This is a genomic window from Streptomyces sp. NPDC043746 (assembly GCF_056436485.1).
This window is the reverse complement of record NZ_JBWKCM010000024.1, coordinates 112049-123283: the sequence shown is the minus strand read 5'-3', so window position 1 is coordinate 123283 and position 11235 is coordinate 112049. Positions and strand designations below refer to the sequence as shown.

General features: G+C 72.7%; 12 protein-coding genes and 1 pseudogene. 7 read left to right on the top strand and 6 right to left on the bottom strand.

Annotated elements, in window-relative coordinates:
- Positions 1-231 precede the first annotated feature (231 nt).
- Positions 232-804: a TetR/AcrR family transcriptional regulator gene (locus AC0682_RS24050; RefSeq protein WP_478535050.1), complete on the top strand. Its 573-nt coding sequence runs from the start codon at positions 232-234 to the stop codon at positions 802-804.
- A 120-nt stretch (positions 805-924) separates the two neighbouring features.
- Positions 925-2109, top strand: a complete 1185-nt coding sequence (locus AC0682_RS24045) for a GDSL-type esterase/lipase family protein (RefSeq protein WP_478535045.1) — start codon at positions 925-927, stop codon at positions 2107-2109.
- 88 nt (positions 2110-2197) lie between these two features.
- On the opposite strand, the gene AC0682_RS24040 is transcribed toward AC0682_RS24045, so the two are convergent.
- The 3 genes from AC0682_RS24040 to AC0682_RS24030 form a co-directional block, all read right to left on the bottom strand.
- Complete coding sequence (locus AC0682_RS24040; RefSeq protein ID WP_478535044.1) at positions 2198-2812, bottom strand: DUF998 domain-containing protein; 615 nt, start codon at positions 2810-2812, stop codon at positions 2198-2200.
- Positions 2813-2960: 148 nt separating this feature from the next.
- Entirely contained in the window at positions 2961-3158 is a 198-nt protein-coding gene (locus AC0682_RS24035) for a ferredoxin (RefSeq protein WP_478535049.1), read from the bottom strand.
- Positions 3159-3163: 5 nt separating this feature from the next.
- The gene (locus AC0682_RS24030; RefSeq protein WP_478535043.1) at positions 3164-4432 is read right to left on the bottom strand and encodes a cytochrome P450; all 1269 of its coding nucleotides are present in this window, start codon (positions 4430-4432) and stop codon (positions 3164-3166) included.
- 614 nt (positions 4433-5046) lie between these two features.
- Here AC0682_RS24030 and AC0682_RS24025 point away from each other — a divergent pair.
- The 3 genes and pseudogenes from AC0682_RS24025 to AC0682_RS24015 all read left to right on the top strand — a co-directional run.
- Positions 5047-5379, top strand: coding sequence for a hypothetical protein (locus tag AC0682_RS24025; protein ID WP_478535042.1), 333 nt, complete (start codon positions 5047-5049; stop codon positions 5377-5379).
- Between the two features lie 101 nt (positions 5380-5480).
- A complete protein-coding gene (gene thpR / locus AC0682_RS24020) occupies positions 5481-6101 on the top strand; it encodes an RNA 2',3'-cyclic phosphodiesterase (RefSeq protein ID WP_478535041.1) in 621 nt (206 codons plus the stop codon).
- Between the two features lie 213 nt (positions 6102-6314).
- A pseudogene (locus tag AC0682_RS24015) lies at positions 6315-6533 on the top strand (isocitrate lyase/PEP mutase family protein); the annotation flags it as partial.
- A gap of 352 nt (positions 6534-6885) precedes the next feature.
- Here AC0682_RS24015 and AC0682_RS24010 read toward each other — a convergent pair.
- Both AC0682_RS24010 and AC0682_RS24005 read right to left on the bottom strand, forming a co-directional pair.
- Positions 6886-7512: a hypothetical protein gene (locus AC0682_RS24010; protein WP_478535040.1), complete on the bottom strand. Its 627-nt coding sequence runs from the start codon at positions 7510-7512 to the stop codon at positions 6886-6888.
- Between the two features lie 45 nt (positions 7513-7557).
- Positions 7558-8070: a MarR family winged helix-turn-helix transcriptional regulator gene (locus AC0682_RS24005; RefSeq protein WP_478535039.1), complete on the bottom strand. Its 513-nt coding sequence runs from the start codon at positions 8068-8070 to the stop codon at positions 7558-7560.
- A gap of 116 nt (positions 8071-8186) precedes the next feature.
- On the opposite strand from AC0682_RS24005, the gene AC0682_RS24000 reads away from it, so the two are divergent.
- Positions 8187-8597: an Ohr family peroxiredoxin gene (locus tag AC0682_RS24000; protein ID WP_478535038.1), complete on the top strand. Its 411-nt coding sequence runs from the start codon at positions 8187-8189 to the stop codon at positions 8595-8597.
- Here the strand turns inward: AC0682_RS24000 and AC0682_RS23995 are convergent.
- The gene (locus AC0682_RS23995; RefSeq protein ID WP_478535037.1) at positions 8587-10122 is read right to left on the bottom strand and encodes an alpha/beta fold hydrolase; all 1536 of its coding nucleotides are present in this window, start codon (positions 10120-10122) and stop codon (positions 8587-8589) included. The genes AC0682_RS24000 and AC0682_RS23995 overlap by 11 nt on opposite strands.
- A 96-nt stretch (positions 10123-10218) precedes the next feature.
- Between AC0682_RS23995 and AC0682_RS23990 the strand changes: the two genes are divergently transcribed.
- Positions 10219-11199, top strand: a complete 981-nt coding sequence (locus tag AC0682_RS23990) for a MerR family transcriptional regulator (protein WP_478535036.1) — start codon at positions 10219-10221, stop codon at positions 11197-11199.
- Positions 11200-11235: the final 36 nt, after the last annotated feature.

The following is an 11235-nucleotide window of genomic DNA, read 5'->3' as shown; positions in this document are numbered from 1 at the left end:
CGATCAGCTGGTCGTCTACCGCCCTCGACGGTTTCGGCTCAACCGTCTCGACGGACTCGGCCTCGTTCACGTTGTCGCTGGTCATCGGCGCATCTTCCTTGATCGGGAGTTACACCGAACGTTTTACAGTCCCCGGCCCGACCCCAAACAGTCTCACCAGTTTGCCTAACATAGTTAGGCAAATGTATACTCCCTTAGGGAATCATGAAGAAGTATTCGGACGGTGATGGTATGGTCAAGGCAGGACCGGCCGCAGAGCGCGTGGTGAGGGCCGGGGCCGAGCTGGCGGACGAGATCGGGTTCGAGCAGGTGACCCCCTCCGCACTCGCCCGGCAGCTGGGCGTCAGGACCGCGAGTCTGTACTCGCACGTCAAGAACGCCCATGACCTCAAGACGAGAATCGCCCTGCTCGCCCTGGAGGAGCTTGCCGACCGGGCCTCCGCCGCCCTCGCGGGACGGGCCGGCAAGGATGCCCTCAGCGCCTTCGCCGACGCCTACCGCGACTACGCCTTCCAGCACCCGGGGCGCTTCGCCGCAGCCCAGTTCCGGATCGACGCAGGCACGGCCGCCGCCAGCGCCGGCGTACGGCACGCGCAGATGATGCGAGCCATCCTGCGCGGCTACGACCTGACGGAACCGCAGCAGACGCATGCCGTAAGGCTGTTGGGCAGTGTCTTCAGCGGCTACGTCGCCCTGGAGGCGGCCGGCGGCTTCAGCCACAGCGCCCCCGCCTCCCAGGAGAGCTGGACCGAGATCCTCGGAGCACTCGACGCCCTGCTGCGCAACTGGCCCTCCCCCGCCTGACCTCTCACCCCATGGCCCCTGAAACCCGGCCTTCCCCGAAGCCCTGACCCCTCGGTTCTCGGCCTTGGAGGCCTCGGCATCCAGCCACCGACCGCACGAGCCCGCCAGGAGAACGCGACGATGAGCACCTCGCACCAGTGGATCACCACCCCCATCAGCCTCAGCATCCTGCGCGGCGCCCTCGACCTGGAGCGCACCGAACGCGGCGTACTGCCCCACCGGCTGCCCAGCCACGCCCGGGCACAGATACCCGACGAGCAGCTGGCCATGGCCCAGTCGCAGCCCTCCGGGGTCCGGCTGGCCTTCCGCAGCCGGGCCACCGCCGTCGAGCTGGACGTGGTCGCCACCAAGCGCGTCTATCCCGGGGCGCCACGGCGTCCCGACGGTGTGTACGAACTCCTCGTCGACGGCCGGCCCGCGGGCCGGGCCAGTGCGCGCGACGGCGACACGCTCACCATCGACCTGTCCTCGGGAGCCTCGCACACCCGCCCCGGGCCCGTGGAGACCCTCCGGTTCGGCGGCCTGCCCGATGCCGAGAAGGACATCGAGATCTGGCTGCCGCACGACGAGACCACCCGACTGGTCGCCCTGCGCACCGACGCGCCCGCCCACACCCAGCATCCCAGCGGCCGGCCGGTCTGGCTGCACCACGGCAGTTCCATCAGCCACGGCTCCAACGCGACGGCCCCCACCGGCACATGGCCCGCCCTGGCGGCCTCCCGAGGCGGAGCCGAACTGATCAACCTCGGGTTCAGCGGCAGCGCCCTGCTCGACCCCTTCACCGCCCGCACCCTCCGGGACACCCCCGCCGACCTCATCAGCGTCAAGATCGGCATCAATCTCGTCAACGCCGACCTCATGCGACTGCGCGCCTTCGGCCCGGCCGTCCACGGCTTCCTCGACACCATCCGCGAGGGGCACCCCACCACGCCCCTGCTCGTCGTCTCCCCGATCCACTGCCCCATCCACGAGCACACCCCCGGCCCCTGCGTCCCCGACCTCGACGCGTTGCGCGAAGGACGGCTGCGGTTCGTCGCCACCGGCAATCCCGCCGAGAGCGCCGCCGGGAAACTGACCCTCACCGTCATACGGGACGAACTGGCCCGCCTCGTCGACCGGCGCAGCGCGACCGACCCCCACCTGCACCACCTCGACGGCCTCGACCTCTACGGCGAGAACGACCACACCGAGCGGCCGCTCCCCGACGGCCTCCACCCCGACCCCGCCACCCACCGGCTCATCGCCGAACGCTTCGCCCGCCACGCCTTCGGTCACAACGGCCCCTTCGCCGCCACGAACCCCTGATCCCGAAGGGCCGAGCCCCACAGGACGGTCCCGAAGAACCGGACCGGAGCCCGTCACCACTCGGTCCGCCCGGCCGGCCGCCACCCCATCAACCGCCCTCCCGCCCCTCCCCACGGCGCAAACCGGCACCCCGCCGACAGGAGACCACCACCAGGAACGGCCACAGCGCCTGAACGAACGTCACCACCCGCTCAGCGACGCCCGGCGCCCCCGCGCTCTGCAACTCGGCCACGAACCACAACGCCGCCGCCCCCATCAACGCACTCGCCGCCAGCGCCACATCCAACCGCAGCCCCCACGGCACCGGCCCCCTCCCCCGGACAGCCGCCAACGCAGGCCATACCGCCAGCAGTACGAGGCCCAGAGCCGCCACAGCCCCATGCTCCAGCGCCCCGCCACTGCTCGGCGCCGGCACCACCGTCAGCGCCGAGGCACACACCCCACCACCCGCCAGGGCCGCCCGCCCGGCAAAGGCCGCCTCCCGGAGCGCGTGCGCCGTGATCACGTAACAGGCACCCAGCACCAGCAACATGCCCGTCATCAGCCAGTAGCTGGTGGCCCCGTAGGCCGCCAGCACACTCAAGGTCTCCTTCGCCGGGTCGTACTCCAAGCCCTGCCGCACCTGCGCAATCGCCCAGGAACCCACCAGCAGCACAGGCGCACATCCGGAAGAGAGCAGGGCCCACCACGGAGCAGATCGCATCAGAACATCATAAATGGCTCACAACTACGTGCCGTCGATCCCTCGCGACCACTGCCGCCCATCGCGGACGGCCCACCCCGAAGCGCGGACGAGGGAGGCGCCCGGAGCCGCATGCGCGCACTCCGCACCCCCCTCACCCCGAAACCGGTCAGTCGGCGGACAGAGCCACCGCCCCCACCGGACAGGCCCGTACGGCCTCCCCCACCGAGGGGTGCCCCCCAACGGTCTCCGCACGGCCGGGGAGCACCACGCTGAGGCCGTCGTCGTCCTGCGTGAACACGTCCGGCGCGGTCAGCGCGCACATGCCGGCCCCCACACAGCGTTCTCTGTCGACCTGGACGCCCATGCCGCTCACCAGGCCACGGGCAGTTCGAGCATGCCCTGGATCGTGTCGCCCGGTTTGTGGGGGATCTCCTGCGCGGGTACGGCGAGCCGCAGATCCGGCAGCCGCTCGAAAAGCGTGCGCATCGCGATCTCGAGTTCCGCGCGGGCCAGGTTCTGCCCCAGGCACTGGTGTACGCCGAAGCCGAAGGCGAGATGGTGACGGGCGGGCCGCTCCCAGTCGAGCGTCTCGGGCCGCGGGAACACGCCCTCGTCACGGTTGATGAGCGAGGTCGCGAAGACCACGCCCTCGCCCTTGCGGATCGTCACTCCGGCGTCCGCCACCGCGATGTCCTCGGTCGCCAGCCGCTGCAGGCCGTCGGCGATGGACAGGAACCGGAGCAGCTCCTCGACCGCCACGGCCGTCGTCGTCCCGCCGGCCCGTAGCACCGCGAGCTGTTCGGGATGGCGCAGCAGGGTGAAGGCGCCGAGCGAGATCATGTTCGCCGTCGTCTCGTGCCCCGCGATGAGCAGGATCACGGCGAACGAGACCAACTCCTCGCGGTCGACCGGTCCGCCGGGGTGGTCGCGGTGGATCAGCTCGTCGAGCAGGCCCTCCCCCGGCTCCGTACGCTTGCGGTCGATCAGCGCGCCCAGATACTCCTCGAGTTCGTCGAGGGCCCTGTCCACGTCAGCCGCGCCGGGGCCGCGCAGGAGCCGCCGCGAGCGCTCCTCGAAGAACTCGTGGTCGGCGTACGGCACTCCGAGCAGGGAGCAGATCACCATCGACGGCACCGGCAGGGCGAACGCGCTCACCAGCTCGGCCGGCGGCCCCTGACGCTCCATCGCGTCGAGCAGCCGGTCCACGGTCTCCTGGATGCGGGGACGGAGAGCGCTGATCCGCTTCACGGAGAACGCCGGGATGAGCATTCTGCGCTGAGCGTTGTGCTCGGGATCGTCGACGCCCAGCAGGGCCACACGACGCCGGCTCGCGTTGGCGAAGCGCGGGGCCGGGGCGGGGAAGTCCGGATGGCTGCGGTCGGTGGAGAGCCGTGGATCGGCCAGCAGCCGGCGGGCCAGGGCGTGTCCGGTGACCGCCCAGACCGGGCGCCCGTCGAAGAGGGCGACCCGGCTGAGCGGACGGCCCTCGCGCAGCGGCGCGTACCCGGCGGGCGGGTGGTACGGACATCCCCGGTCCTGCGGGAAGGGTGTCGCGGGGGTCGGGTCGGTGGCGGTGGAAGTGGCGGGGGTGGCGGGGTCGAGGGCCTGTGGGTTCGGGTCCGTCGTGAATTCCGTCATGGGATCGGGTCGCCTCGCAGTGCTCGGTCGTGCGCGCGGAGCCGGTCGTTCCGCGCCTCGGACCATTGGATGCCCTAGGCACCTATTGGGTCGACGGGTAGACCGGCCAGCTCGGCCGGGCCGTTGAACTGGCCGGTGTCTTTCGTACGCGTTCGAACCGCGTCGCATCCGCTCAGTTCCGGGCATACCGACGAACCGCGGCAGGGCAGGAACCGGGCCGCCCACGGCCGGATCCGTGCGCGAACACAGGGCCGGAATCATGCCGTTTCGGCTGCTGCCGTGCACGCTCGGAGTTCGGGGCGGCGTCGGGCCCGGCGAGGGGCGCGCCGTGCCGTGCGGGGGCGTTCGCCGGGCCGCACCCGTTCCCTGCGCGCCTCGGGTCGCCCCCGGCACCCGTGCTCGGATACCGCCCATGGACCACCTCAGCCGTATATGGAGCGGCACCATCCCTGCACTCGCCCCCGAGAGCCGGGAAGTGGTCCTCGACCTCGACCAGGCGTCGGCCGATCCGGCCGAGCGCATGGCCTGCCTGCTGGTGAACCGGGGGCACGACGGGGAAGGCGGAGTCTTCTACCTTCTGCCGGACGATCTGGCCGCCCGGTACGCACACGACGGTGACCGGCTCACCGTCACTGTCGCTGCGCGCCGGAACATCCTCGCGCACGATCTCGGTGCGTACGGGGAGGCGCTGCGCAGCGCCCCCGATGGCCTGCCCCGCATCGCTGCCGACGGGGCGAGCACGTCGTTTTTCTGCGGCGGGAGATCGCACCGACTTCGTTCCCGCCGAGCAGGACGGCGAGCCGCAGCCCGTCCTGCTCGTCGACCACCTCGGCGGACCGGTGGGCCCAGCCGTGCCGACCCGCCTGTTCGAGAACGGCAAGGTAGGCATCGCGGTCGTCAACGCCGCCTGGAGCCCGCGCGGGACAGCACGGCACGCGATGTCCTGACACGGTTCCTCCAGGCGATGCCGCCTCCCCCCCCTCCTGTCTTCCGGTGCGCCCCGGGCCCGCATTGCGGTGGGAGCGTGGTCGGCACGTACCGTACGCGGGTGAACGAACTGCCCGACACCGTGACCGGACCCGCCGTGGACGAGTGTGAACCGGCCGCCACGATCCGCGTGTTCCTGGCGCTCGCCCCGCCGGACGACGCCAAGGACGAACTCGAGCGGGCCCTGCGTCCCGCCTATGCGGCCTACCCCCGCCTGCGGTGGAACCGGATCGAGGACTGGCACATCACCCTGGCGTTCCTCGGCGAACTCCGCCCGGCCGCCGTCCCGCCCCTGGTGCCCCCGCTCTCCGGGCTCGCGGCGCGGCGTCGGCCCCTGCGGCTGGCGCTGCGCGGCGGTGGGCACTTCGACGAGCGGGTCCTGTGGAGCGGGATCGACGGGGACCTCGAAGGGCTGCACCGGCTCGCCACCGACGTACGCGATCTGGTCCGGGCCGCCGGTGTCTCCTTCCCCGAGCGGCCGCTGCGGCCCCATCTGACGCTCGCCCGCTCCCGCCGGAGCGACCACAGTGGGACAGTGGAGACCGCCGCGGGACTTGCCGCGTTCTCGGGCCGCGCCTGGAAGGCCGAGCGGCTACACCTCGTGGGCAGCAACATCGGCCGGGGGCCGGGACCGATCCACTATCGGGACATCGAAGCCTGGCGTTTCGGCCACGAGGCCTGACCGATGAGTGCCCGGCCAGGCCAGGCACCGCGAGTCGCCGCGCGATGAACGCCTCCGGGTCGGTACACGGTTCTCGCCGGGTGCAAACGCCGTCGTCAGGTGCGGCCCTCGCCGCTCTTCCGTGCGTGAACCGCACCCGCCGCCCCGCGCGGTTCACGGCCGCACCCGAGGAGAGACACGCGCTACGGAAGCGCGCTGCGCGGGCAGCTCCAGATGCCCGGAACCACCCCGCTCGCTGGCCTCTACGACATGTACGGGGCGTCGGTCGCCGCCCGGCACGACGACGGGTTCTCCGTCTCCGGTTTCGGTTTCACCGCCCCTTACGGGCTGCCGGGCATCGGCTTCATCGCCTGGCCGGAGGTGGTCGCCCGCGTCGAGCGGCTTTGCCTCGCCTTCCCCTCGTACCCACTGCTGTTCGGCATCGGCGACGGCCGCCCGGGCGGCGCGACGGTGCTGCCCCCACCACCCGGGGCGGCGAAGGCGTCAGGGCCGGTGGGACACTGCCAGCTTCGGGTGAGGTACCGCTGGGTGACCGTATCGACGGCGGTGGTCCGGCAGCCCCGTGCGGACAGGGGCACCGTCGCACGACCGACCCCGCAGCCCACCTCCAGGACGCGTCCGCCGGGTCCGGCACCGGCCAGCGGCCCGAAGCTCTCGTGCAGCTCCCGCGGATGTTCGGGCCCGGTCCGGTCGCACAGCTCCGCGGCTTCGTGGAGGTTGCGGGCCAGCCTCTCCCGCCGGGGCTCCTCGGGACGGTCGTCGCGCCGGGTCGGCGGTCTTCCGGTCAGGCGGGGTCCTGCCTCGGGGGCCGGGCGTGCGCCAGGAGGAACTCGGTCGCCCGTGCAATGGCTTCGGCCGATGTGCGGTACGCGGCCTCGGACTCCCCCTCCTGCCGGTCCGCCGCTGTGGCGGTGTACCACCAGGCGTCCGCGCCCGGATCGTGGTGGATGACGGCGGAACCGCCCGCGTAGTCGAGCGGGATGGACTCGTCGGCCGGCCTCTTCACCACTGCGTGAGGCCACTTGAGGCGGGCGGACTGGCGCTTGATGCCGCCCCAGGCCGTGCCCAGCTGCGTGTAGCTCGCCCCGCCCCGCCCGGCCGCCGTGGCCGCGCTCTCGGCCAGCCGGTCGACGGAGAGCTTGGCCTCGTACAGCGAACGCAACAGCGCCAACTGCAGGTCCGGGGCGGCCATGAGCGCGGCGTCGAAGGGCTGACCGGCGGTGCGGTAGGCGTCCGCGCGCGTCGATATCCGCTCGGCGAGCGCGCGGGCCGCGTCAAGCACCTTCCCGTCCATCGCGAACGTGTCCTCGTCGCCGGGCTCGCTCCAGGCGGGCTCCACCGGTGCCGTGACCACGGACCAGAAGTTCTCGTCGTGGCGGGCCGGGGTGGGGATGACCGTCGTTTCGTCCATGCGACAAGTTTAACTGTCGCCAATGGATAGCGACAAGAGAAACTGTCACTCCATCGAAGTTCCATCCGGGGCGTCGACCGCCTCCCCCAGAGCGGTGGCAAGGCGGCCGAGCGTCTTCTGCAGCGTGAGAACCTCCTCCAGCGACAGGCCGGTCGCCGCGAGCACACCCCGGGGGATCGACAGTGCGCGTTCACGCAGCCGCGCACCGTCGTCGGTCAGCACCACGAGGACCGAGCGCTCGTCCTCACGACTGCGCTCGCGCCGGACCAGCCCGGCCACCTCCAGCCGCTTCAGCAGGGGCGAGAGGGTCCCGGAGTCCAGATGGAGGCGCTCGCCGATGGCCTTGACGGGCCGGGGGCCGCCCTCCCACAGGACCAACATGACCAAGTACTGGGGGTAGGTGAGGCCGAGGCCCTTGAGCACCTGCCGGTAGAAGCCGCCGAACGCGCGCGACGCGGCGTGCAGCGAGAAGCAGACCTGGTGGTCGAGTCGCAGCAGCTCCGCGTCGGGCACGGCGGTCAGGTCAGGCGTGGTCGGGCGGGCGGATGCTGGCGTCATGAGCCCAGCCTACCGCCGATCCCCTCATTTAGTTGTGCACAATTAAATTGTGTGCAACTGTTGCCGCACTGGCCGCGGGCGATCCGTCCGCGGTACCGACGAAGAAGGGTCACCCCATGGACGCGCTGTACACCGCTGCCGCCACCGCCAACGGCCGCGAGGGCCGTGCCGTCAGCTCGGACGGTCAGATCGATCTGCCGCTCGCCCTGCCCCCGGCCCTCGGCGGCAACGGCAAGGGCACCAACCCCGAGCAGCTCTTCGCGGCCGGGTACGCCGCCTGCTTCGCCAGTGCGATGGCGGCGGTCGCCCGGGAGATGAAGGTCGACACCAAGGACGTCTCCGTGACCTCGGAGGTCTCCATAGGCAAGGACGGCGACGGCTTCGGTCTCGCGGTCGTCATGCGCGTGGAGCTGCCGGACTCCCTCACCGGCGAGGTCGGGCAGCGGCTCGTCGAGGCCACCCACGCGTACTGCCCCTACTCCAAGGCGACCCGGGGGAACATCGACGTCGAACTGGTCATCGAGTAGCCTCTCCGCCGCACTCCAGGCGCGCCAGCACCGCCGTGACCGCGCGGTGCACGGCAGCTCGGGACTCGGCCGTCCGGTCAAGGGTCTCGAAGCCGTGGCGGCCGGCCGGTACGTCGACCACCTCGACGTCGGCCCCGCCACGTGCGGCCCCGGTCAGGAACTCCTCGACGGTCGCGGCGATCCCGGCCGTCTCGCGCCCCGCCCGGACCAGCACGATCGGGAGTCCCCCCGCCTGCGCGACCGCCCGCGCGGGGTGGAACCGGGCGTCGGTCACTCCCCAGCCCGGCAGGGGAGCCAGGATCGGATAGTTGACGGCCAGGCAGCGCAGCCAGGGCGGGGGCGCGGCCAGCCAGTCGGCGGTGAGCAGACCGCCGCCGGAGAAGAACCACAGGGCCACCCGGTCGCCGTCCACCCGGGGGTCGGCCCGCACCCGTTCCACCGCGTGGGCCACGTCCTCGGCGGCCCGCCCGTAGTCGGTCACGGCGTGCAGGCGGTGATCCAGTACGGCGCTCACGGCCCCGCGCCCGGCGACGTACCGCGCGTACCCCGTCAGGGTCGGCCAGTCGCGGGGCGTCGGCCGTGCGTCGGCGGGTACGGGGCCGCCGTGGACGAACACCACGGCCGGGTGCGGTCCCGGTCCGTCGGGCAGGTACAGGTCGGTGTTCCCGGTCCGTTCGCGGGGCCGTTCGGGGACGTCGAGGAGGAACGGCCGCAGGTGCGGAGGCGGGCCGTCGGTGCCGGGGGCCGTCAGTCGGTGGCCTCCTCCCGCGGCGGCCTCGGTCAGGGCCCCGGCCAGCTCGGCGGGGCAGGACAGCATCGGCCAGTGGCCCGTGGGGAGTTCGAAGAAGGTCACCCGGGGGCCGGCCAGGGCCTGGAGGGCGGGTTCGCCCACGTCCACCATCAGCTGGACCAGTTCGATGCCCGGCCCGTTGCCGGTGCACAGCACCCCGGTCACGGGCACGCCCGCCACCGCGCCGGTGAGCCGCAGCGGCTGGAGCAGGGTGCTCAGCGGTTGCGGGGCCGCGAGGGCGGTGAGTGTGTCCAGCGCCGCTTCGGAGAGCCCCGCGGTGCTCCCCCATCGGGACCAGCCGTCCCGCGCGGGCGGCAGCAGCTCACCGGCGCTCCGCCCTCCCCCGCCCTCGGTGAGTTCCTCGCGCAGGCGCTGATCCGGTACGGCGGCCAGGGCGGGGACGCCGTCCCTCGGCATCCCCGAGTCCAGGTGGACGATCCGGGCGACCGCCCCCGCCCGGCGGTCGGCCGCGCCCAGCACCGGGTGGATGCCGTAGTCATGGCCGACGAGCACGATCCCGCCGCTGTCGTCGGCCACTGCCCGGTCGATCACCGCGAGGACGTCCGCGATATGGGTCTCCAGGTCGACGGCCGCCGCCGGACCGCCCGCGCCCTTGCCGAGTCCGGTCAGCGCCACCGCACGTACGTCCGCGCCTCCCGCGGTCAGGTGCGCGGCCGTGTCCCGCCATACGTACGGTCCGGTGAACGCCCCGGCCACCAGGATGAATACGGTCATGGTTCCTCCTCGTCAGGCTCTTCCGTACGCGCCCCGGCCCGGCCTCTCCGGCAGCGCTCGCCGGTACCGTAGGAACTCCTCTTGGGGGAGGTTCAAGTGTTCTCGTCGCACGACGGTCTCTGCACGATCGGCGAGCTGGCCGAGCAGGCGGGGGTCAGCGTCAAGACCGTCCGCTTCTACTCCGACGGCGGGCTGCTGCCGGAGGCGTCCCGCAGCGCGGGCGGGCACCGCAGATTCGGGCCGGAGGCCGTGGAGCGGCTGGGTCTGATCCGGTCACTGCGAGGGCTCGGCCTGCCGGTGGCCGATGTGCGCCGGATCCTCGACGAGCAGGACGCCGGGGGTGCGGGGGACGTGCTGGAGGGCGCCGTCGCCGGGCGGCTGCGGACGCTCGGCTCGGAGCTGAGGGCGCTGCGCTGGCGTGAGGCCGCGCTCCGGCTCGTACGGGACTGTCCGTCGGCCGAACGCCCCGCCCGGCTGCGGCTGGTCGGGGCGGTGGCCGGGGCGCCGAGCACGACCCCGTTGGTCCGGTTCTGGCGTGCCTGGCTGCCTGCGCGGATGCCTGCTCGCTCCGTCGACGCGTTCCTGGAGGTGGCGGTGGTGCAGCCGCCCGAGGACCCCCGGCCCGCGCAGGTGCTCGCCTTCGCCCGGCTGAACGCCTTCGTGTCCCGGCCGTGCGACGGGAGGGGCGGCCGCTGTCAGCCCGGCGCGCATCAGGCGGCAGGGGCGCGCGAGGCGGCGGTGCTGTACGCGGGGCTGGCCACGGCGTACGACCTGGCGGGCGAGGAGATGCGGCGGGGCGGGCCGCCCCGCCCGGGGGAGGCGCTGGACGGCTTCGTGGACGCGTACGCGAGCACGTACGGCACCCACGACACTCCGGGGTTCCGCCGTCGGCTCGTCGGGCAGCTCGCGGCCGATCCGCGCATCGACCGGTACTGGGAGCTGACCGCCGAGGTGCTCGGGGTTCCGGGCGGGCCCTTGGAGCCGACGCCCGGGTCGGCCCATGACTGGCTCCTGGAGGCGCTCCACGTGCAGGTGTCGACCGTGTTCGGAGGGGGGACCGTGACCGGGGCGCGCTGATGCCGGCGGGACGCTCCGGGGCGAGGCTCCGCGCCG